Below are 20,921 nucleotides of genomic sequence, written 5' to 3'. Positions count from 1 at the left end.
AAGGTCGGATCGGTGGACGGTCGTTTCCTTGGGCGACCTCTGGGGCGAGGCGCCCGCGCTTTGGCTGTGGCAGCCTGCCAATCGATCATCCATCGCCATTGACTGATGTGTGACTGATGTAGGTTCGGGGTGACGGTCGCCTGGGCGGTATCGCACATGGCGCACAGTGCGAGGGCGCCAGTCCGCCGCACAAAAAAGAGAGGGCCTCATGACGCAATCGTGTAACTCCTGCACGCATTCACGCAACTCTCGTGATGATAGGAGGGGCACTGGAGAAGGGAATAGGATTTGCACGGATTACGCGCACCAACAGCGAAGCCGCACAAGTTATGAGGACCCGCTTGAAGGACGGCGTATGCAAACTCACCGGTTCACGATGCCGACGGCATCGCACGTCGAAGACCAAATCCTGGATTTCTTGCGTCGGCGCCGGCGAGTGATGTTTCTTGAGCTTGCCGATGTTTTGAGCGGTTGTTCGTGGAAGGTTCTCCTGTCGGCGTTGAGCCGACTCCATGCCAGGCATCTGATCGACCTGTTCCCTCACAAATGGGACATGGAGATTTTGTTGCGAGAAAACATGCCGGGTATGTCACAGGGCCTGGCCTGAAAAGGCCGGAATCAAGGGGGGAGCCGCTGCCATGCGATGCGGTCGCTGTGGCGGGTTGGCTATTCGGGAGACCTATGAAGGGACGGGGGAAAGAATGCCTGCGGGGATGCTTCCGGGCGTGCGATGCCTGAACTGCGGGTGCATCGAGGATGCTGTCATCACGGCGAACAGGTCCTGTCCGCCGCAGCTGAAATTGACACGGCCGGGGCGTGCTCGCAATTGGAGCCGGCCCGGCCTCACGGTGACGCTGGAGGAGGAGAGCGTCGCCGCGTTGCGCAGGGAGGGCAACGCTCCTTCTGGGATGTCGGAGTGATCGGCACATGGAACGGAGGACAATACAGTGGTGTGCCCCGCTGTATGGATGCCCTTGCCCTCCTGTGAGGGTATCCCCTCCGTTTCCCTGCCGATCTGGCCGCGACGTGCGGGGGACCCGTCTCCCGACGGATGGAAGGAGTGCCTCATGAAGTTAGGCACGCCGGGGCTGTGGGGGATTGTGCTGATGCTCCAACCGGGAAGGCCCGTCTCCTCGTAAAAGCGAAAGACCTGCCGGTTGGCTTGTAGGCGGATGATCCGCGTTCTGACGCCTGGCGTATCTCGGTTCGGCCGGTCTTGCCCCGCTGCGATCCGGCGTTCCAGCCGGCGAGGGGGCACGATGCAATGTGATCGTTGCCAGAGCTTGATGGGCGCGGTCGTCGTGCGGCTCAAGAAGTAGGCCCTCGACCGGCAGAACGGACCGGGGCTATTCCTCTTGCCCCTTCTTCAATCGGCGGTCGAGCGCAAATCGCGTGAGCCCCAGGTGTTTGGCGGCGAGGCTTTTGTTGTAGTCGGCGAGGCGAAGGACTTCCCGGATGATAGCGTCCTCGACCTCGGCGAGGGACATCTGCCCCAGCGGCATCTCGACGCGCAGGACCTGTCCGGCGCCCGTGGTCGCCGTCGTGGTGACCGGCGGGGAAGTCTGCCGCAGCTCTTGCGGGAGGGCGGCGGCGGTGAGTGTCTTGCCGTGGCAGAATATCAGGGCCCGCTCGATGATGTTCTGCAGTTCCCGGACATTGCCCGGAAAAGCATACCGTTCCAGCATGACGCGGGCATCCGGCTCGATGTCCAGGACCTCCTTATTGAACTCCTTGTTGGCGCGCATCAGGGTGCGCAGGCATAGGGGAAGGATGTCCTCCGAACGTTTCCTCAGCGGCGGCAGTTCGAACAGCACCATGTTCACACGGAAGAAAAGGTCCTCCCGGAAGGTGCCGCGGGCGACTTCCTTCTTGAGGTCGCGGTTGGTGGCGGCGATGAGCCGAAAGTCCACGGCGATATCGTCGGCCCCGCCCAGCCGCCTGAAGGATCGTTCCTGGAGGACGCGGAGCAGCTTGGCCTGCATGGCGGGGTCGAGATCTCCGATCTCGTCCAGGAACATGGTGCCGCCTTCGGCCCGTTCCAGCAGGCCCAGCTTGCGCTGGCCGGCTCCGGTGAACGCGCCCCGTTCGTAGCCGAAGAGTTCGCTCTCGAACAGGTCCCGGGGGATCGCCGTGCAATTGACTCCGATGAAGGGCGCCGAGGCGCGGCTGCTATTGTGGTGCAGGACCCGCGCGATAAACTCCTTGCCCGTCCCGGTTTCACCCTGGAGCAGGACCGTGGCTTTCGGGTTCTGTACCACGTCGCGCAACTGCGTCACCAGATGCTGCATGGCCGAACTGTGCGCCACCAAGTTTTCCAGGGTGTACTGGCTGCCTGCATGCTCCATCTCGAAGAGGACGCGACGCCGGAGCGTCAGGAGTTCCAACGCCCGCTCGAGGACCGAGTCCATGCCCTCCAGGTCGACGGTCTTGATCAAAAAGTCGTAGGCGCCGAGTTTCATGGCCGCCACCGCATCCTGCACGGTCCCAAAGGCGGTCAGGATGATCACCAGCGCTTGCGGGGACTTTTGGCGGAGCACCTTGAGCGTCTCAAGCCCGGTCATGCCGGGCATCTTCAGGTCGAGCAGGACCAGGTCGGGGGGCTCGGTGTCGAGCGCGTCCACGAGCGCTTCGCCCGACTCGAAGGTGCGGACCTGGTGTTGCTGGCGGCTGAGTCGTTTGCCGATGGCCGAGCGGATGGCGGGCTCATCGTCGGTCACGAAAATGGTCGCGCGCATGGTTAGCCTCCGGACACGATCGAGGGTTGCCGCAGCGGGAGCCACAGGGCCACGGTTGTGCCCCGTCCCGGCTGGCTCTCCAGCCGGATCTCGCCTTGATGAGCGTCCACAATGTTGCGGCAGATGGCCAAGCCGAGCCCCGTGCCGCGATGCTTGCCGATGGTGAAAAAGGGCTCGAAGACATGCGGCAAATCGGCCTGGGTGATGCCGGCCCCGTTGTCGGTGAACGTCAGCGTCATGCCCGGTTCCTGATCGCGCATGAACTCGAAGGCAGAAATCCGGAGAACGCCGCCATTGGGCATCGCCTCGACCGCGTTCTGGACAATGTTGAGCAGCACCTGTTTGAGTTGGTCCCGGTCGGCCTGGATCGGGGGCAGATGGGGCTGGTGGGGGCCTTCGACGCGGATCTGTTTCTTCGCGAGCGGCTCTCCCAGAACGGCCAGGGTCTCCCGCACCAGCTCCTCCATGGCGAACAGGATCGGCGCCAGCGTCCGGGGACGGGCGTAGTCGACGATCTGATTCACGATCCGGTCGAGTCGGCGGGTTTCTTTCAGAATGGTTTCAAGATCCGGACGCCGGGGGTCCGTCGGCTCGGCGTCTTCGAGCAGCACCGAGGCGGTGGACCCGATTCCGACCAGGGGATTGCGGATCTCGTGCGCGATACCGGCCGCCATTTGGCCGAGCGTCGCCAGGCGTTCGGCCCGGCTGAGGCGTGCCTGCATCTGCTCCAGCGCCGTGATGTCGATGTTGAATCCTTGGTACATGACGGTCCGGCCGGCGTCGTCTTTGATGGGAATGCGCCGGCTCAAGACTTTCGTGATGGTCCCGTCCTTGTGCAGGAACCGAAAGACGGTTTCGTAGGGCCGGTTCTCCCGAACCGCCTGCGCGTACTCGGACAGGACCCGCTCGCGTTCCTCCGGATGGATCGATTGTCGGATGGCTTCCGGATCGCCTTCTTCGTCCGGATTCAGTCCGGCGAGGATGCGATTATAGCGGTTGCTGTAGACCAGCGCCATGCCTTCCGTTCTGAAGATCCCAAAGGGAGCGTGATCTACGATGCTGCGATACTTGGACTCCGAGGCGGCGAGATCCTGGTTGAGGGTGCGGAGTTCGGCCTCCGACTTTTCCACTTGCGCGATACGGTCTCGGACCTGCGCGCTCATCGCGCTCATCACATTGGTCAAGGCGCCGATTTCGTCTTTCCGGTCGAGGATCGGCACGAAGGGGATGGCCCCTCCGGTGGCGGTTCCCATGGCCTTGGCCAGACCGACGAGGGGCGCCGTGATCGAGCGGGCGATCAGGTGCAATGCCGCCAGCATCAGCGCAAGCGCCAGGAGCCCTCCACCCAGGATCACGGATATCATTAACGAACGATCTCGAGCGATATTGGCAAATGCTTCGCTCAATGCCTGCTGTTCGAGCCGCTCGAACTGGTCCATCTGTTCCCGAATGATGAGCATGCGCCCCCGGCCTTCTTCGATGTATTGCATCGCTTCCGTGAGATGCCCCGCTTTCACGGCGTCGATGAGCTGGTTCTTCTCGGCAATGTGCCGTTTGACCAACTGCTGGACCTTGAGGATGGCCTGACGCTGAGGGGCACGACCGCTGACCATCGCGAGCAGAGAGTCGCCCGCTTCCAGTACGTGGTCTTCGGCCTGCCGAAAGGGAATGAGGAAGCTTTCCTGCTGGGTCAGGACATAGCCCCTGAATCCTGATTGCAAGTCGAGGGCGAGACGCAGGTACTCGGCCCCTTTCCGCTGGGCGAGGTAGATATTGTTGAGTTGTTCTTCGTCCTCCGAAAATGTCTGCACGCTGCGATAGGTGATCGCGCTCAGTAAGACGATCGCCAGGACCGGAATCACCGAAGTGAGCAGCAGCTTTCGTTCAATGGGAAGGTTGCTGAGCCAGGTCACTATCCGTCGCATCCGTGCCTCTGAAGAGCGGAATGGAATCCGCCGTGGTGGTAATCAGGCCTATGGCAATGTGGAAATCCTATCGAATTATACATGCAAAGACCATGCGCACTCGTGGAAGTCCGGAGGGGGAGGGCTAGGCTGGCGTGTTCCGCAAGGCTTCATAGATCGCTCGTGGGTTCGGGAGCGGCTCCCATCCAAGGATACCGGCGGAGTCCTCGACATAGCCACGGCTACGCATGCCGTTCAATACGCTGGTGACGCCCGGTGTGGAGGCGAGAATCCAGAGAGCTTTCCGAGAGAGGGATGTATGGCGCCTGGATTCGGGCAGCAGGGGGGCGATGGCGGCGGCGATGGCGTCGGTCCTGGCCCGGCTCTTCACGGTCGCCTCGTGGCGCAGTTCTTTCAAGAGCGTCAGCAGCTCAGGAATGTACCGTTCACGCCAATCCTGCCAGCGGTCCCCCAGCTCGCCGCTCAGATGTTGCGTGAGGGCGCGCAGGACCTGGTTGATGTGCGGCGCGATCATCTGGGTTTCGATCTGTTCCCAATGTTCCAGGCTTTGGATACGCGGCCGCAGTCCGGTCAGTTCCGCCGCCCAGTTGAAATACTCCGCCGGCGGCATGCCCTGGCCTGCATGGGTGACGGCAGGGGCGATGGCGCGCCGGTATTCCTCTTCCAGCTTGGCCAGAAGGTCCCGCTGAGCCTCAAAGGCCACGGTCGAGGCCTCGATCGGGAGCGAGGCCAGCCTGGTCATACCGCCTCGCTTCGGCTGCATGGCATTGAGCGGTCGGTTCAGCAAGACGGCGAGGCCTTCGGCCTTGGCCAGGTCTAGGACCGTCTGCCGGGTTCCCGGACCGCAGTTGGGTGTGAGCAGCGCGCCCGATTCGAACAGATTCATCGGACATTGCAACACATGCAGATGATGGCGAGGCAGGCCCAGCTCCTTCGCCGTCGCCTGGGCCGAGTCCAGCATGCGGCTCAGGGAGACGGCTTCCGGATCATTGGGCTCCGCCGTGCAGGTGTTGGAGGAAACCCCGTAGCATTGAATACGTCCTGCCTGGACTTGGCTTTCCAGATAGATAAAGGCTGCCCGGAGCCGGCGGTAGAACTCCTCCCGCAGCCGATCCAGGTTCTTGTCCATCCGGCGGGCCGCGTCGGAGAGGAAGTATTCTGCATTGTGTAACAGCAAGACATCCAAGGTCTCCACGCCCAGCCGATCCAGCGATAGGTCCAACTGGTCGGCCAGAAACTCTGGATGCAGGCAGTGCCAGATTCCTTCGCCGTATTTGACCATCTCCGGGTACGGCTTGCCGGCCTTTTCGCGCGCCTCCGCCAGTTTCAAGTTTTGGCCCTGCACATAGCCGATCTTGGAGACGACGATGATCTCTTCGCGGGTCACCTCGCCCTGCTTGATCAGATCCGCCAGCACGAGCCCGACGAGACGCTCGCTGTCTCCGTCGGCATAGTTGGTGGAGGTGTCGATGACGTTGATCCCTTCGCGCAGGGCTTTGATGAGGGCCTCGCGATGCTCCGGCTCTTCCGTATGGGTGCGGTAGCAACCGAACCCGAGTTTGCTGGCGGTCAGGCCGGTGGAGCCGAACGTCGTATAGCCGTGCGCCAATCCCCTGAGCACTCCGGGTCGGTTCACCATCCGGACTGCATAGGCACCGGTGCCGCCGGCTGTGGCATGGCCGGGGAGGCGGCTACCGGCAAGGGTTTTCTGTCCTGAGCCGGATGGGGCCGCCGCCTTGTCCGGGCCGGCTAATGTCGTCGCCACTGTCTGCGGATCGGTGATCGGGGCCTGGCAGGCAAAGTTGCGGCAGATATAGAGGGCCGCACGACCCTGGACCAGGGTTTTGCCACTCAGCAGCGGATGGGTGGTTGCCGACCCGCTTGAATCGTGATGGGCGATGATGCGATTGGGCAAGTAGGGACGGTTGACTGCCGCGCGCAGGGCTTCATAGTCCGGTTTCCCGGGGGTTCCGACCAGGGCCAACTCAACCGGCCCTGCCAGCAACAGATCCACCACGGCCAGACTCTTGGCGAAGGCTCGGGGGTAGCGGGTCGTCTGGCGGCCATAGGCCCGGATGGCCAAGGTCGCGGCCTCACGAAAGTCCTGTCGGTCATAATGAAAGGAGAGGCGGGCCAGGGCCGACGCGGCTACGGCGTTGCCGCTGGGGATGGCTCCGTCCGGTCCTTCGCGGCTGCGCAGGAGCAAGGCTTCATGGTCCTTGGCCGTAGTGAAGAAGCCGCCTTTCTCCTGATCGGAAAAATCGGCCAGGATGCGTTCGGCCAGGCGGACCGCGTCCTTGAGGTAGCGTTCTGCGCCTCCTGCTTCGTAGAGGTCAACCAGCCCTTCCGCCAGGTACGCATAGTCTTCGAGATAGGCGGGTAAGTGGGCCTTCCCGGCTCTGTAGGTTCGGTAGAGGCCTCCGTCGGGACGAGAGAGCGACGTCAATAAAAAGTCTGCAGCTCGCTCGGCCGTCTGTAAGTAGCGGGGCGCAAGCAAGACCCTGGTTCCTTCGGCCATGGCGCTGATCATCATGCCGTTCCAGGCGGTGAGGATCTTGTCGTCCAGGGCCGGCGGGATGCGCTGGCGTCTGGCTTCGTATACGAGCGGCTTGACCTGTTCGACCGTGCGGCGGAGTTCCTCCGGCTCGATCCCCAGTTCCTGTGCGACGGCTTCCCAGGAACGGGGCCGGTTGGGGATACTGGCCTGTTCCCAGTTGCCGCCGGGGGTGATGTCGTAGAAGGAGCAGAAGCGCCGGGCCTCTGTTTCGTCGGGGATGACGGCGCGGATCTGCTCCGGCGTCCAGACGAAGTATTTGCCTTCCACCCCTTCGGAATCCGCATCGGTGGCCGAGTAGAAGCCTCCGTCCGGGGACGTCATTTCGCGGACAATGTAGTCCAGGGTTTCGGTCGCGATGCGCCGGTATTCCAGGTCCTGCGTGACCTGATAGGCTTCAAGATAGGTGCGGGTCAGCAAGGCGTTGTCGTAGAGCATTTTCTCGAAGTGGGGCACCAGCCAGCGTTCGTCGGTGGAGTAACGGGCGAAGCCGCCTCCGATCTGGTCGTACATCCCGCCGGCCGCCATGGCATCCAGCGTCTTCCGCACCATGTGCAAGACCTGCGGGTCGCCGGTTCGATGGTGGCAGCGGAGCAAGAGGGAGAGTCCGGTGGCGGGAGGAAATTTCGGCGCGCCGCCGAATCCTCCGTGGCGGGCGTCGAATTCCTCGGCTGACTGGGTCACGACTGCGTCCAACTCGGCCTGGCCCACGGCCATGGGCGAGCCTCCTTGCAAGGTCTGTTTCATCCGCTCGGTCAACTGAGCCGCTTGCTGTCGCAAGGCGTCCGGGTCTTTTCGCCAGAACTCTGCGACCTTGCGCAGGACAGCAGGGAATCCCGGGCGGCCCCACTTGTCGGCCGGGGGAAAGTAGGTGCCGGCGAAGAAGGGTTCCTGCTGGGGGGTCAGGAAGACGGTCATGGGCCAGCCGCCCTGGCCCTGGTTGAGCTGGAGGGTGGCCTGCATGTAAATCTCGTCCAGGTCGGGCCGTTCTTCCCGGTCCACCTTGATGCAGACGAAGTGTTCGTTCATGAGCGACGCGATCCGCTCATCCTCGAAGGATTCCCGCTCCATCACATGGCACCAGTGACAGGCGGAATAGCCGATGGACAGGAGGATGGGGCGGTTCAGCTCGCGCGCCCGGCGCAGCGCCTCCTCTCCCCAGGGGTACCAGTCGACGGGATTGTGGGCGTGTTGAAGCAGGTAGGGGCTGGTTTCACGGGCCAAACGGTTGGCCGGTCGCTCGCTCGATGACATGGATGCACCGTACCATCCGTCAACGAGACTGGTCAATCGCTTGTCAGGGGCTCAAAATGAAACGGCCCGTAGCCTCGGGGTGAGCCGGGCACGGGCCGTTCGATCGGCAAAAGATGGAGAGCGAAGAATTAGTGACCCTTCTTCTCTTCCTTCTTCTCAGCCTTCTTCTCGTCCTTCTTCTCGGCCTTCTTCTCAGCCTTGGCGTCACCCTTGGGGGCATCGGCTGCGAAAGACATGCCGCTGAAGCCGGCGAGGAACATGACTGCGAGCATTGCGACCATAATCCGCTTCATGAGAGATCACCTCCTTCCACCAACGGTTTGCTGATTCTGCCCGGGATCAAAACAGGCGTTGAACCTAGACCAAAGTATCTAGGATTGTCAACTACGATTTGGCGACTCCCGGGTTACCGGCTTTCGCCGAGGCTCCGTTCGTAGAGCAACACCTTCCACCCATCCTCTTCGCTCAGGAACTGGCCGACGATGGGCAGCATGCCGGTGCCAGGGACTTTGCCCGATTGGCCCATGCTCCCGTTCTTCAGGACCCACATCATTTCCCCCGGCGTCCGGACCTTGTTGAATTTGGGGTTCGTAAAGTCGCGCGGCTGGATCGGGAGCACCTTGGCAGCGCCTCCGTCGCCCTTGCCTTCCGGCCCGTGGCATTGAAAACAGGTGCCGCGGCCCAGAAAGATCGCCTTGCCCTCGGCGAGGATCTCCGGGGTGGGGGCGAAGGGGGGCTTATCCGCCTTGGCGGCCGGCAGTTCCGCGGCCGGGACCCGTGGAATTTTGATGTCGAACTCGCCGCCGGCCTGCCCATAGCCGGATGGGTCGGCGGCCTGTGCGGCGGTGGACCAGAGAAGCAGGCTCCAGCTGACAGCAAGGTACCAAGTCCGGGGCTTCATTCTTCCTCCTCGGTGCATAGATGACGCGTGCGCCTGCCGGGGGCGGCGTTCGTGGTGCGCAACGGGGCGGGAGTCTAGCACAGGGCGAAATGTCGAGGCAATCCTGGGTCCGGGCAGGCCCGATGCGCGGCCGGATTATGCTAGAATGCGGCCCACGCTGGTTCAGGCAGGCAGAGGAATCATGGCATTCGACGCGGCGAAACAGGCCAAGTTTCAAGCCCAAATGGCCAGGCGCATTGGGGAACTCAAGAGCAGGACGGAGGACAGCCTCGATTTTGCGATGGACCACATGATGCAAGAGCGGGTGGACAGCTATTTCAAGGTCGAAGAGGGGCTGGAAGAGATCGACCGGACCCTGATGCTGATCGAGGAGGAACTGGCGCATATTCAGGACCAGAGCGGGGCGTTTCGTCTCCAGTCCCGGCTGGAGTTCGTCGAAGACCGGTTCGAAGAGTTCGACAGCGAGATCCGGCAACGTCCGAGACGTCGCCGTCGCCGAATCAATTTTGCCGATTTTTTCAAGGCGGCCGGCGGTGGCGGCGGTGAGATGCCGGCGGTCCGTGGAGAGATCGGGAGCGTGTCCGAAGCCTTTGCCGTCTTGGAGCTGGAGTACGGGAGTTCCATGACGCAGGTGACGGCCGCGTTCAGGCAGCGGGCCAAGAGGCTGCATCCCGATGCGCGCAAAGGGGATCGCAGCGCGGAGCCGGAGCTTCGCCGCATCATCGAGGCCTATCAGTACCTCAAGGAGCATTTGAGTGTGTCCATGACGGAGCCGCCGCGCGACGTGTAAGCGGCCGACTCGTTCAGAGATGAGGCGATAGCCATGGCCCAGCCCGGCCCGCACTACATAGCCGATCGTGATTCGTTGCAGGCGCTCTGCGTCCGTCTGCGGGAACATCCGCGGTTCGCCCTGGACACGGAGTTCGTGGGAGAGGACAGCTTCGTGCCCCGGCTGGAACTCATTCAGGTGGCGGCGGGGGATATCAGCGCCGTGATCGATTTTCCCGCCATCGGCTCGCTCGGCGACTTTGCGGCGCTGCTCAACGATCCCGGCATCGAGAAGGTGGTGCATGCGGGGCGGCAGGATCTGGAGCTGTTCTACGCGCATACGGGGCAGCTGCCGGCCTCGGTGTTCGACACGCAGATGGCTGCGGCCATGGTCGGGTATGGGACGCAGGTGGCCTATGCGCAACTCGTGCAACGTATCGTCGGGACCAAGCTGGACAAGTCCCACACGCTCTCGAACTGGAGTCAACGGCCGCTGTCCCCCGAGCAGATCGCCTATGCCCTCGACGATGTCCTGTACCTGCTGCAGGTCCACGAGCATCTCCAGCAGCGTCTTCGGTTGTTGGGGCGCCTGGACTGGGTGCAGGAAGAGTTCCGGCGTCTGGAATCCAAGCTGATGGAGGCCTCGTCGGAGGCCGGGCTCCGTTACCAACGGATCCGCGGGTGGGATGGGTTGAAGCCCAAGTCGGCGGCGGTGCTCCGGGAGTTGGCCAACTGGCGGGAAGGGGAAGCTCGGCGGCGGAATGTGCCGCGGGGGCGGGTTGTGCGGGATGAGGTCTTGTTGGAACTGGCGCGCCGTCAGCCTGCAACCCCGGCCGCTCTGCGCGTAACGCGCGGGTTGCATGCCTCGGAAGCGGAGAAGCGGGGAGAGGCGATTCTCGCCGCGATCAAGACCGGTCTGGCTCTACCTCCGTCGGAATGGCCGGAGATCCCGCGCGAGCGCAAGCCGGAGCCGGAGGCCGCCGGCCTGGTCGAGCTGCTCCAAGCCGTGTTGAAGGCCTGTGCGCTGGAGGCCGAGATCGCGCCCAGCCTGCTGGCCAGCGCCGCGGACCTGCAACAGTTGGCGGAGGCCAAGGGGAGCCGCGAATCGGTGGATGTGCCGATCTTACAGGGCTGGCGGCGGGTGCTGGCCGGCGAGACTCTGCTCAAGGTGCTGGATGGAGCGGTGAGGGTAAGAGTGGAGCCGAAGAGCGGAAGACTCAGGCTGGAGACGGTCGATCCGGACCGCTAAAGCAGCTGTTTGATCGTCTCCGCCGGCCTGGCCAGCATCGCGCGCGTGCCCTTGACGACCAGCGGCCGTTGGATCAGGTCCGGGTGCCTGAGCATCAGGTCGATCAGTTCGTCTTCCGACGCCTGCTTTTTCGCCAGCCCCAGTTCCTTGTAGATGTATTCCTTGGTCCGCAGCACGTCTTTAGCCGCGAGCCCCGCCTTCTTCAGCACCTCCTTCAACGTCGTTTTGGTGAAGGGGGTCTCGTAATAGTTCACGGCCTCATAGGGCTGGCCGCTCGCGGCGAGGAGCTTGACGGCTTCCCGGCAGGTGCTGCAGGTGGGTTTTTGATAAATCGTGATCTTCATCGGGCCGATCTCCCTCTCTTCGGTCTCTTGACCTGCTTTTTCGGTACGTGATAGATGAACCCCTGGCAAGGGCGAGAGTTCGACGCTCGTACGCCGCCTGCCTCGTGTGCCAGCCCATATCGTGGAGCAAGCCTATGCCGACAGCCGGAACCAGTTCAAGCGGGAGTTTTGCCATCGCCCAACCGGGCCAGCGGACCCTCAAGGATTTGCGGACGAAACGTAAGGGACAGCCGGTGTTCGTGGTCGGACATGTTCCCGAACGCAAGGGCCAGGAGGCGGTGTTCGAACTCTTCAACGTGCGCCTGGCGGTCGTGAAGTTTTCCGACGGGGTGTTTCTGGGATTCGATCCGACCGAGCTGCTGCTGCCCACGGAGATCAACGATGCCGGCGTGGCCTACTTCGAAATTCGGCCTTGTCGGCAATGTGAACAGCCGTTTCCCTTGACCCACGATGAGGCGCAAGCGGACGAGGAGCCCACGGCCTGTCCCGCTTGTTCTGTCTAATCTTGGTCTAGCCCGCTCAATCCACGAGCGGGCCGAAATCCAGCGCCTTCTTGATCAGGCAATCTCCCGCCACTCCCTGTAGCGGCATCGGCAGCATGCCCGCATCCAGCACACGAACGGACACGATTCGGTACCCCTCCTGGTTTTTCCAGGCCTCGGCTTTCAAGGCATGGCAGATTTCCAGTTTCCGCCAGATCAGGTTGTCCAGAATCGGATCGGTGGGGATCAGCGCTGCCTCAACGGGTGGCCCCCCGTCGGACACTTGTGCGGTGACTTGCTTCTTGTCTTTGGAAACCTTGGTGACGACGGCAAAAATGATCAACGGATCCTGCTGCGGCAGAGCCGCCGTGGTCGAAAGGAAGAAGACCGCAGCTGCGATAGTTCCAATCCACCATCCATGCGGTTTCATCACTCGGTGCCCTTTCGCTCCTTGGTGACGGGGGCCGGCATCGCGGTCCCAGGTCCGGCTGCCGGCGGTGTGGCCGGGCCGCCGTGGCTGATCGCGCTGGTGCCGACCATTCTGCCCGGTGCTCCGGGAGGGGGCGCAATCGAAGTTCCCGGCGGATCGGGGAGTGCTCGCTCTATTCCGCCCCACATCCACAGCCACAGGGTCAGGCCTGCGAGTGCTGCGAGTCCTCCGGCCAGTAAGGCGATGCGCAATGAACGAGTCATGGATCCTGGCCCTAGGGTAGGCGTCCTGTCGGCGGTGCTCCCATGAGCCAGCCAATTCAGTATGCCAAGCCGAACTCTGCATTGCAAGGTGGCTGGTTTCTTGATGAGTGCGATGATCCGGGTGGCCGAGTGGCTGGCCCATTGGTTCGAGCAGCTTCGTGAGAACAAGTTATATCGTCCGGGCCAGGTCTACGAGGGCAACATGGCCGTCCTTACGTCCTGTTGAGCCAACGCTATCCCCTCTGTTGCCTGCGGGCTACTACTAGTAGCCGTCTCTACCTGCCGGAGTCTTTCCCTGTTGCTTCATTCATGCTACTTGCGGCACTGTCTCGTTGAGACAGTGCCGCAACGAAGATGTGTCGCGCGAATGTCTCAACGGCCAAAGGCCGTTGCGTTGATTTCTCGAGCGAGATATCCGATCTAATTGAGTTCGCGATAATATTTCAGGTGTGGATGTCTTGGCATATGAATTGATATCTCCATGGCGGACAGGTTCTTGGGCTCCAGGGAACGAGGAGGGCAGGGATGTTAGCTAAAGGCCTTCTGGTAGAGGATCGAAACGGACAAGAATATCTTCTCAGCGTCAACGAGCAGGGCCAGAGCGGACCGCCGGATGTGCGCATCAGTCGCCGCATCGCAGGCCAGTGGGTCCTGATGGAGGTGACGGAGCCGCCGGTTTCCTCTGTGCGCGAGGGGGTCATCGGTGCCCTGCTGGACTTCTTCACCGGTATTTGCCGCATTCTCTATCAAAGCGACAACCGTTCACGGTCGCAGCGGACGCGGTTGGCCGTTCGGTCGCGGGTAGTCCCGTCATGAGGCGGTTAGGCTCCCTCTTGGTCATAGCTTCTTAGTCATAGCTTGGTCATAGATTGTTGCGAGACATTCGCGAAATGCCAGGTGTTCCTGATGGCCTGTTCGCGCTGATCGTTCGAGGAATGGCTATAAAATCTTGACAAATCATAAAGTTGTGTCACAATATACAGGAATTCACAGGACGTAGCCATGTCAATATTAGCCTGGAGAAAGGGTTGAAAGTCACGTGCATTACGAAGACTACTGGGGGCTGAAGCTCTCACCCTTCGAAAACGTGCCTGACCCCAAGTTTTATTTTCCTTCGCCGAAGCACGAAGAGGGGCTGCACCGTCTCCTCTACGGCGTGGAAGCGCGTAAGGGCGCGTTGTTGCTTACCGGTGAGATCGGCTGCGGCAAGACAACCCTCAGCCGCCAGTTCATTCAGCACCTAGCGCACGAACGGTATGACACGGCGTTGATCGCCAATCCCGCCATTGATGCGCAGGAGTTTATCGGCGAGGTGCTGTATCAGTTCGGGTTGACCAGCAACGGGAGCAAGCTTGACCGGATGCATCAGCTCAACGAGCATTTGCTGGAGAACCTAAAAAAAGGCAAAGACACGGTCGTCATCGTGGATGAAGCGCAGGCAATCAAAGATGACAGCGTCTTTGAGGAACTCCGGTTGCTCTTGAATTTCCAGCTCAACGAGCGCTTTCTGCTCACGCTGATCCTGCTTGGCCAGCCTGAGTTGAACGCGCGGATCAATGCCATCAAGCAGTTTGCGCAGCGCATTGCCATCCGGTTCCATTTGCCGGCCTTCGACCTTCAGGAGACCACCAAGTATATGGAATTCCGCCTCCAGACGGCGGGCGCGGACCGTCGGCCGATTTTCTCTCCGGATGCGATTGATCTGATCTTCCGGAGTTCCGGCGGGATTCCGAGGAACATCAACACCATGGCCGATTTGGCGCTGTTGAGCGGATTCCTTGAGCGGAAGGCGCAAATTGATGGCCCGGTTGTCAGCCGTGTCATCGCGGACTTTAACTTAGGGGAGTCGCGTGGTTCGACTCACTGACCTGATCAGGGGGGCGAAGGTCCCGCCAGAAACCGCAGATGAGGCGAAGGCAGGGGCGGATGCCTCTTCCGCGGAAGCGCCTGCGCCTCCGCCTGATGCGCCTGTTGCTCCGTCGATCCAGTTGCGCGCCCTCAAGGAGCAGGTTCAGCGTCAAGCTGCCCCCGCGGTGGCATTGCCTACGTCGCCTCCGGTCCCGCAAGCGGCCTCGCCGGCCGGCCCACGCACGATGACCCTGGAAGCGGCGATCCTCACGGCGGCGCCAACCGTGCCGATGACTCCGGCTGCGCCCCTCACCCAGCCCAGGGCTTCGGTGCTGGAGTTGCCGCCGGATCTGACCGGATTTACCACGCAAACAGCTCCGTCTTCGGTGTCGCAGGTGGATTGGTATGGCAAGGCCGAAGCGGCTCTCGCGGGAATTGCGACGGCTGTCAACAAACAGCGTGCGGTGTCGCTCGGCGACCTTCCGCAAATTGCCGAAGGCATGGCACAGTCCCTTGCCATCGACGATCGTCTTTTAGTCCGCGCGATCTCCCACCAAAGCGGCCATTCCCTGATCGGCAACATGGTGCATACCGCCATCTTCGGTGTGAAAATCGGCATGGGACTGGGCTATCGGCCGGATGAACTGGCGAAGCTGGCGCTGGCGGCGCTGGTGCATGACGTGGGCATGTTCCAGTTGCCCGCCGAGATGCTGGACCATCCGGGCCGCTGGACGGAAGGGCAGATCGAATTGCTGCGCCGACATCCTCAAACGGGAGCCGATCTGCTCAAGCAGGCCGCCAAAGCGCATCCGTGGCTGCCCGAGATTGTGCTGCAGGAGCACGAACGGATCAACGGCACGGGCTACCCGAAGGGGCTGCAAGGGCCGCAGATTCACGAGTTCGCCTTGGTCATCGGTCTGGCGGATGTCCTCGACGCCATGCTGCGGTCGCGGGCAAGCCGGAAGGCCCTGCTTCCGCATGAGGCAGTCCGGTTGCTCCTGTCACGCGAGAAGACCGGCTTCCCCACGCGTATTTTTAAAAGCCTCCTTCAGCAGTTTTCGCTGTTTCCGGTCGGCACCTGGGTGAAGTTGACCTCGGGGGAAATCGGCGAGGTCTTCCGGTCGAACCCGCGGTTCCCGTTGCGTCCCGCGGTCAAAATCATCATTGACCAGGGCGGGCAGCGGTTGCGCGAACCCAAGAACCTGGACTTGAGCGGATCTCCCTTGGTGCATGTGGCCGAGATAGTGGATGCGCTGCAGTTTGCCTGACGGGTCGTTCCCAACGAATATGAATACGATTGACCGCGGCAGGGTTCCCCAACGCCGAGGGACAGTGGGGGTGATGAAAGCTGCAGGCCGGGCCGGGCCTCATCAGCTGATGCTTGGCGTGATCGTCGTCGCCATGGTCGGATGTTCGAGTTGGAGCGGCGTGATCCAGCCGAAGGTTCCCGATAACATCCCTTCCGTGTATGTCATGTCCGGAGGCGACGAACCGTCCGGACCAGCCGTGACGACGCTGGAAGCCCCCGAACCGGATCCTGAAGACCTGATTGAAGCCGGTGACGTGTTGGAGATCGTGGTTCGGCGCGGCGCGGGAGAGGAAAAATACCAGGCGGCCGTCCGGGCCAACGGCATCGTCACGGTGTCGTTTCAGGAAATCAACGTCAAGGGGCTGACCGAGTTCCAGGCTGAAGAGCGCATCAATCAAGAATTGTCCAAAGTGATCAGGAATCCCAGCAGTCAGGTGCGGGTGGCGCAAAAAACTGCGGGCCGAGCGAAGAATTATTACGCCATTGGAGAAGTGAAATCACCGGGGAAAATTCCGATCGCGCGACGGATGACTCTCCTGCAGGCCGTCGCGGTCGCGGGAGGGTATACGGATATCGCGCTGACGGAGAAAGTGGTTGTGATCTCCAAGCAGTCGGGACGTAAGCCGCTGATCCGGATCGTGAATATGAAGGTCGCGTTGATCTCGGGCGACCAAGCTCCCGATATCCCCATCAACGATAACGACATCATCTTTGTCCCGAGAAGCACGGCCGGCGACTTTTTGAACTACTACAACAAGGTGGCGCTGCCCATCATCGGGTCCGTCACAAACGTGCTCAACGGCGTCTTCATCGGCAAGGCTCTGGACGCGTCATTCAGGACGCCTACGGATCAACCAGTCACGCCGGCCATTCCGGTCTGCTGGGTCGCCGGCGTGCTGTATGGAGACCACGCCTGGCAGACCAACGTGCTTCGCTGGTACATCACCGGGCCGCTGTCGGAACACCGAGTCGGCCGCTGGTTCGCCGATCTGTATCGCCGGCATGGGCAGCAGGTCGCGCATGTGCTGGAGCGGCATCCAAGCTTGCAGATGTTCGTCAAGCCCCTCTTTGACCGCCTCCTGGCTCAGGCGATCAAGACCATAGAGACCAGAACGCATCGGGAGTCGCCCGTCGTTGCGGCGGCGGGGTTGCCGTAGGCCGGTCGGTAGAGCACCTATGGCACAATACGATCTCAATCTCGTCGACTTCTGGCTGATCATCCGCCGCCGAAAGCTCATTATCCTCTTTACCGTTGGGCTGGTGGGTGGTTTGACCTCAACCATGCCCTTCCTCGTCGGCCCTCCCCCCATCTTCAAGGCTTCATCCCGGGTCAAATACGAGCGCTCCACGACGGCTTCAGGCCTTCTGCAAGAATCCATCGGTGCGGTCGGAGAAGGCAGCGACATCGCGACGCAAGCGGAGGTGATCAAGAGCTTCAACGTGATCGAACGGGTCGCCAAGGGGATGAACTTTGTCGATAAGTCGATGGAATCCAAGGATATCCGCGCCAACCACGAGCTCTTGGACATCATTTATGACATTCAGGGGCACATCGAAGCGACGCAAGAGGCGTCGACCAACATCATTAAGATCACGGCGACCGCATCGGACCCCCGGACGGCGGAGCGGTACGCGACCTTAATCGCCGAGGCCTATCGCGAAGAGAACATTTACAACCGAAACCGACAGGTGATCGAGGCGCGTCGCTTTGTGGAGGGGCAGCTCAAAACGTTGGCGGCCAGCTTGCACGAGTCCGAGCAGGCGCTTCGGGAATTCAAGGAACAGGAAGGGCAGGTCTTCGTCACGGAGGAGGCCAAGCAAGCGCTGGATCAGTATAACAGGCTGGAGGGAGAACAGGATCGGCTGCAGCGGGTCAAGAAAGAAGTGCTGGCCCAATTGCAGTCGCTCAAGGAAACCAAAGGGGTCGTGTCGGAGGTCCGCAGTCGTGTCTATTCCGACGAGGTGGAGGCGCTAATCAGCAAGTTGAACCAGCGCATGTCGGATCTCACACAGGAACGGGATACGCTGCTGATCAATTACACTCCCCAACACGCTTTGGTGCGGGAGTTGGACCGCCGGATACTCAACGTGAAAGACGAGATGATCCGGGAGTTGGAGGCCAAGCTGGGCACCTTCGATGAGCGGGAACGGGCGATCCGGGAGTCGATCGTACGGTATAAGGAACGGTACCTGAGCCTTCCGCAGGCGGCAATCCAGTTGGCCCGGCTCGAACGGGACGTGATGGTCAACAGCAATCTCTATGCGGCGCTGAAATCGAAACATCAGGAATTTATGATCAGAGGGGCCGAGCAGATCGAGGAGGTGACGATCATCGAGCCGGCGCCGATGCCGACCCGGCCCACCAATGCCCCGAACCTCCCGCTGAACGCGTTCCTGGGCGTTTTGATGGGCAGTATGGTCGGGCTGGTGGCGGCCTTTCTGAAAGAATCGTTCGATACCTCCATCGGCACGATCGAAGAAGTCGAAGCATACTTGAAAGTTCCGGTCCTGGGCGTCATCCCGCGGGTCGATCGCAAGGAGGTCGAGCGGGAGATCCAGATGGGATTTCAGGACAAGCTGGATCGCGAGACGCTGGATCTCTACTGTCATCTGGTCGCCCTGTTCGATCCGCAATCGCCGTTGGCGGAAGGCTATCGATCGCTGCGCACCAATATTCAATTCGCCGGCGGGATCCAGGGCAATCGGGTGTTGGCCTTTGTCAGTGCCGGTGCGCAGGAAGGCAAATCCACCAGCGCGGTCAATCTGGCGATCGCGTTGGCCCAGGACGGTAAACGGGTGTTGCTCATCGATGCCGACTTGCGGAAGCCCACCATCCACGAACGGCTGGGATTGGAGCAGGCACCGGGCCTGAGCGAGGTGATCCTGGGCACGGTGGCCTACCCGGAGGCGATCCGCACCGTGACGGACCTGATGTTGGGCAAGTTGGGGGTGGATCAGGTGATCAATGCGCCCGGTATCGACAACCTTAACATCCTTCCCTCCGGCAAGCGTCCGGACAATCCGTCCGAGTTCATGAATTCTCCGCGGCTGACCGAACTCATCGACAGTGTGCGGAAGGAGTACGACATTGTGATCTTCGACTGTCCGCCCATCCTGCCGGTCACGGACGGCGTGACGCTGGGCTCCAAGGTGGACGGGGTCGTGATGGTCTACCAAGTCGGCAAGGTGGGACGCAACGCGCTCAAGCGTGCCAAGTCGCTTCTGGAAAACGCCCATGCCTCGTTGATCGGGATCGTCTTGAGCAACGTCAGCGCCGAGCTGACGCCCGATTACGAGATGTACCGCTACAGCTATAAGTAGCGAGACCATTCCGCAGGTTGTCCATGCCAATCGGACCGCTGGGCCTGATCACGCTGCTGTTGCTCGCGATAGGGCTGGCGTTGGCCGTCATGTATGAAGAAGCCGGCCCGATTGTCGGCGCGGTCGGCGGGATGGCCCTGCTCGTCATCTCGTTCCTTTCCACCCCGCTGAGTCTCTATCTGCTCGTCTACTCGATGCTGCTGGGTCCCGAATTCGTGGCTGGCGGGATGGGCGGTGTCAGCGCTACGCAGGGGCGCGGCGTGACGCTCCGTTTCGATGATTTCCTATTGGCCATCATCGGTTTCGTCTGGCTCGTCAAGTCGGCCATCCACAAAGAAGAGTCCCCGGTCAAATACACGCCGTTGAACGGGCCCATGATGTTCTATGTGGCGATCTGTCTGTTTGCCACGCTGATGGGGGTGGTGGCCGGACGCGTCAAGCCGCAGACCGGATTTTTCTTCAACTTGAAGTATTTCGAATATTTCTTCGTATACTTCATGGTGGTCAATGCGGTGGATACCGAAAAAGAGGTCCGGGGCCTCATCAAGGCCAGCCTGATCACCTGTTTCCTCGTGTCGCTCTTCGGGATTGCACAAATTCCATCCGGGGAGCGGGCTTCGGCCCCCTTTGAAGGAGAACAGGGAGAGCCCAATACATTGGGCGGCTATCTGGTCTTCATGATGGCTATTGCCATCGGACTGCTCATGACGCGGGGTGCGATCGGGCAAAAGAAGTGGCAGTTCATTCTCCTCCTGGGTGCTGGCGTCCTGGGCATCTTTGCCACACTGTCGCGCTCTTCCATGTTGGCGCTCTCGGTGATCGTGCTGGTCGTGGTCCTGTTTACCAGCTATAAGAAGCCGCTCCTCTTTGTGATGGTGCTGGCGCTGATTGCGACCTCTCCCTTATGGGCGCCGAAGAGTGTGAAGGAGCGCGTGACGTTTACCTTCACCCAGGAATCCCAGGTCGGTCAGCTGCGCCTTGGGGGGTTGAAGGTGGATACTTCTACGTCGGAGCGGCTGCACTCCTGGGAAAATTCGTTCAAGTATTTTCAAAAGTCTCCTTTGTGGGGAGCCGGCATCACCGGCTCTCCCTATTTCATGGATGCCATGTACCCGCGCCTGATCACCGAGACCGGGCTGTTGGGGATTGTTGCGTTCGTGACCATCGTATACAGCCTCTTTCGTATGGCGTTCCTCTGCTACAACCGTTCCCCTGACCCTGCCGTGCAAGGGCTGGCGATGGGTTTTATGCTCGGTTTGATGGGACTCCTGATCCACGGGCTCGGGTCCAACACCTTCATTATCGTGCGGATCATGGAGCCGTTCTGGCTGTACGCCGCCTTTTTGGCAAAGGCCTATCTTGCTCTGCCGTCACTTGAGGCACAGGAGGGCCGGCCGGAGCCGATGCCCTCCCGGACAGCTTTGGGAGGGGTTGGATAGTGGGGCGGGAGGCGGGGGGTGTCGATACGATCGGACCGGCGGAGATCTTGAATGAACAGGGCCATGCAGCGGTCCGCTATGCGATGGCGAGGAGTCCTC

The 20,921-nt window shown here is 61.4% G+C and carries 17 protein-coding genes and 1 pseudogene; 11 read left to right on the top strand and 7 right to left on the bottom strand.

The window, feature by feature from the left end; genetic code table 11:
• Positions 1 to 376 precede the first annotated feature (376 nt).
• A complete protein-coding gene (locus tag EPO61_15295) occupies positions 377 to 607 on the top strand; it encodes a hypothetical protein (protein TAJ07320.1) in 231 nt (76 codons plus the stop codon).
• Positions 608 to 1,346: 739 nt separating this feature from the next.
• Here the strand turns inward: EPO61_15295 and EPO61_15290 are convergent.
• The 4 genes from EPO61_15290 to EPO61_15275 all read right to left on the bottom strand — a co-directional run bounded on the left by EPO61_15290 (position 1,347) and on the right by EPO61_15275 (position 9,387).
• A complete protein-coding gene (locus EPO61_15290) occupies positions 1,347 to 2,735 on the bottom strand; it encodes a sigma-54-dependent Fis family transcriptional regulator (GenBank protein TAJ07319.1) in 1,389 nt (462 codons plus the stop codon).
• Positions 2,736 to 2,737: 2 nt separating this feature from the next.
• Positions 2,738 to 4,651: a PAS domain S-box protein gene (locus tag EPO61_15285; protein TAJ07451.1), complete on the bottom strand. Its 1,914-nt coding sequence runs from the start codon at positions 4,649 to 4,651 to the stop codon at positions 2,738 to 2,740.
• Between the two features lie 133 nt (positions 4,652 to 4,784).
• On the bottom strand, positions 4,785 to 8,468 hold the full coding sequence (locus tag EPO61_15280; protein TAJ07318.1) for a DUF255 domain-containing protein: 3,684 nt from the start codon (positions 8,466 to 8,468) through the stop codon (positions 4,785 to 4,787).
• 406 nt (positions 8,469 to 8,874) lie between these two features.
• A complete protein-coding gene (locus tag EPO61_15275; protein ID TAJ07317.1) occupies positions 8,875 to 9,387 on the bottom strand; it encodes a cytochrome c class I in 513 nt (170 codons plus the stop codon).
• Positions 9,388 to 9,514: 127 nt separating this feature from the next.
• Here EPO61_15275 and EPO61_15270 point away from each other — a divergent pair, with 127 nt between their 5' ends.
• Together EPO61_15270 and rnd are read left to right on the top strand one after the other, a co-directional pair.
• Positions 9,515 to 10,159 carry a hypothetical protein gene (locus tag EPO61_15270; GenBank protein ID TAJ07316.1) on the top strand — a complete coding sequence of 215 codons (645 nt, stop codon included), beginning with the start codon at positions 9,515 to 9,517 and terminating at the stop codon, positions 10,157 to 10,159.
• Positions 10,160 to 10,192: 33 nt separating this feature from the next.
• Positions 10,193 to 11,386, top strand: a complete 1,194-nt coding sequence (gene rnd, locus EPO61_15265; protein TAJ07315.1) for a ribonuclease D — start codon at positions 10,193 to 10,195, stop codon at positions 11,384 to 11,386.
• Here the strand turns inward: rnd and arsC are convergent.
• Positions 11,383 to 11,730 carry an arsenate reductase (glutaredoxin) gene (arsC, locus tag EPO61_15260; GenBank protein ID TAJ07314.1) on the bottom strand — a complete coding sequence of 116 codons (348 nt, stop codon included), beginning with the start codon at positions 11,728 to 11,730 and terminating at the stop codon, positions 11,383 to 11,385. The genes rnd and arsC overlap by 4 nt on opposite strands.
• 134 nt (positions 11,731 to 11,864) lie before the next feature.
• Here arsC and EPO61_15255 point away from each other — a divergent pair, with 134 nt between their 5' ends.
• Positions 11,865 to 12,233: a hypothetical protein gene (locus tag EPO61_15255; protein ID TAJ07313.1), complete on the top strand. Its 369-nt coding sequence runs from the start codon at positions 11,865 to 11,867 to the stop codon at positions 12,231 to 12,233.
• A 16-nt stretch (positions 12,234 to 12,249) separates the two neighbouring features.
• Here EPO61_15255 and EPO61_15250 read toward each other — a convergent pair whose 3' ends face one another.
• Together EPO61_15250 and EPO61_15245 are read right to left on the bottom strand one after the other, a co-directional pair.
• Positions 12,250 to 12,645 carry a hypothetical protein gene (locus tag EPO61_15250; GenBank protein ID TAJ07312.1) on the bottom strand — a complete coding sequence of 132 codons (396 nt, stop codon included), beginning with the start codon at positions 12,643 to 12,645 and terminating at the stop codon, positions 12,250 to 12,252.
• Entirely contained in the window at positions 12,642 to 12,905 is a 264-nt protein-coding gene (locus EPO61_15245; protein ID TAJ07311.1) for a hypothetical protein, read from the bottom strand. The genes EPO61_15250 and EPO61_15245 overlap by 4 nt, the downstream gene beginning before the upstream one ends.
• A 61-nt stretch (positions 12,906 to 12,966) precedes the next feature.
• Here EPO61_15245 and EPO61_15240 point away from each other — a divergent pair.
• The 7 genes and pseudogenes from EPO61_15240 (at position 12,967) to EPO61_15210 (ending at position 20,822) form a co-directional block, all read left to right on the top strand.
• A pseudogene (locus tag EPO61_15240) lies at positions 12,967 to 13,241 on the top strand (hypothetical protein).
• Positions 13,242 to 13,430: 189 nt separating this feature from the next.
• Complete coding sequence (locus tag EPO61_15235; protein ID TAJ07310.1) at positions 13,431 to 13,721, top strand: hypothetical protein; 291 nt, start codon at positions 13,431 to 13,433, stop codon at positions 13,719 to 13,721.
• A 223-nt stretch (positions 13,722 to 13,944) separates the two neighbouring features.
• Positions 13,945 to 14,772 carry an AAA family ATPase gene (locus EPO61_15230; GenBank protein ID TAJ07309.1) on the top strand — a complete coding sequence of 276 codons (828 nt, stop codon included), beginning with the start codon at positions 13,945 to 13,947 and terminating at the stop codon, positions 14,770 to 14,772.
• A gap of 166 nt (positions 14,773 to 14,938) precedes the next feature.
• On the top strand, positions 14,939 to 16,021 hold the full coding sequence (locus EPO61_15225; protein TAJ07308.1) for an HD domain-containing protein: 1,083 nt from the start codon (positions 14,939 to 14,941) through the stop codon (positions 16,019 to 16,021).
• On the top strand, positions 16,002 to 17,219 hold the full coding sequence (locus tag EPO61_15220; protein TAJ07307.1) for a polysaccharide export protein: 1,218 nt from the start codon (positions 16,002 to 16,004) through the stop codon (positions 17,217 to 17,219). The genes EPO61_15225 and EPO61_15220 overlap by 20 nt, the downstream gene beginning before the upstream one ends.
• A 19-nt stretch (positions 17,220 to 17,238) precedes the next feature.
• Positions 17,239 to 19,383: a hypothetical protein gene (locus EPO61_15215; GenBank protein ID TAJ07306.1), complete on the top strand. Its 2,145-nt coding sequence runs from the start codon at positions 17,239 to 17,241 to the stop codon at positions 19,381 to 19,383.
• Between the two features lie 23 nt (positions 19,384 to 19,406).
• Positions 19,407 to 20,822, top strand: a complete 1,416-nt coding sequence (locus EPO61_15210; protein ID TAJ07305.1) for an O-antigen ligase domain-containing protein — start codon at positions 19,407 to 19,409, stop codon at positions 20,820 to 20,822.
• Positions 20,823 to 20,921: the final 99 nt, after the last annotated feature.

Source organism: Nitrospirota bacterium (assembly GCA_004296885.1).
GTDB lineage: Bacteria > Nitrospirota > Nitrospiria > Nitrospirales > Nitrospiraceae > SYGV01.
The sequence above is the reverse complement of the archived record's forward strand: the minus strand, read 5'-3'. Positions and strand labels throughout refer to the sequence as shown.

Bases quoted from the DNA above. Each gene is read 5' to 3' on its own strand.
- EPO61_15295 (TAJ07320.1), top strand. From the start codon at position 377: ATGCCGACGGCATCGCACGTCGAAGACCAAATCCTGGATTTCTTGCGT.
- EPO61_15290 (TAJ07319.1), bottom strand. From the start codon at position 2,735: ATGCGCGCGACCATTTTCGTGACCGACGATGAGCCCGCCATCCGCTCG.
- EPO61_15280 (TAJ07318.1), bottom strand. From the start codon at position 8,468: ATGTCATCGAGCGAGCGACCGGCCAACCGTTTGGCCCGTGAAACCAGC.
- EPO61_15275 (TAJ07317.1), bottom strand. From the start codon at position 9,387: ATGCACCGAGGAGGAAGAATGAAGCCCCGGACTTGGTACCTTGCTGTC.
- EPO61_15270 (TAJ07316.1), top strand. From the start codon at position 9,515: ATGCGGCCCACGCTGGTTCAGGCAGGCAGAGGAATCATGGCATTCGAC.
- rnd (TAJ07315.1), top strand. From the start codon at position 10,193: ATGGCCCAGCCCGGCCCGCACTACATAGCCGATCGTGATTCGTTGCAG.
- arsC (TAJ07314.1), bottom strand. From the start codon at position 11,730: ATGAAGATCACGATTTATCAAAAACCCACCTGCAGCACCTGCCGGGAA.
- EPO61_15255 (TAJ07313.1), top strand. From the start codon at position 11,865: ATGCCGACAGCCGGAACCAGTTCAAGCGGGAGTTTTGCCATCGCCCAA.
- EPO61_15245 (TAJ07311.1), bottom strand. From the start codon at position 12,905: ATGACTCGTTCATTGCGCATCGCCTTACTGGCCGGAGGACTCGCAGCA.
- EPO61_15235 (TAJ07310.1), top strand. From the start codon at position 13,431: ATGTTAGCTAAAGGCCTTCTGGTAGAGGATCGAAACGGACAAGAATAT.
- EPO61_15220 (TAJ07307.1), top strand. From the start codon at position 16,002: ATGCGCTGCAGTTTGCCTGACGGGTCGTTCCCAACGAATATGAATACG.
- EPO61_15215 (TAJ07306.1), top strand. From the start codon at position 17,239: ATGGCACAATACGATCTCAATCTCGTCGACTTCTGGCTGATCATCCGC.
- EPO61_15210 (TAJ07305.1), top strand. From the start codon at position 19,407: ATGCCAATCGGACCGCTGGGCCTGATCACGCTGCTGTTGCTCGCGATA.